Annotated in this window: 1 pseudogene; it reads right to left on the bottom strand. The window is 39.4% G+C overall.

Annotation, left to right across the window (positions count from 1 at the left end):
• Positions 1–60 precede the first annotated feature (60 nt).
• Positions 61–246 (bottom strand): annotated as a pseudogene (locus SB658_RS26540) (bacitracin ABC transporter ATP-binding protein); the annotation flags it as partial.

The following is a 246-nucleotide window of genomic DNA, read 5'->3' as shown; positions in this document are numbered from 1 at the left end:
ATCGATAAACAGCTACTAATAAGGAAAGCTTTATAATTACGCCAATTTCCTTTTACGTTATTAAGCGCGAGCTGGCGAAAGTTCATGATATTCTCCTCCTAGCATCGCAAGTACGTCCAGAATTTCTTGGAAAAAGGCTTGTTTCGTTCTTCCTTTATGTATTTCTGAGAAAATTTCTCCGTCGCGAATGAAAAGAATACGTTCGCAATAACTCGCCGCTACTGGATCATGCGTTACCATTGCAAT

It is taken from the genome of Bacillus sp. SIMBA_008 (assembly GCF_046535495.1).
Lineage (GTDB): Bacteria > Bacillota > Bacilli > Bacillales > Bacillaceae > Bacillus > Bacillus subtilis.
Note: the sequence above shows the minus strand (reverse complement) of the source record. Positions and strands in the feature narration are given on the sequence as shown.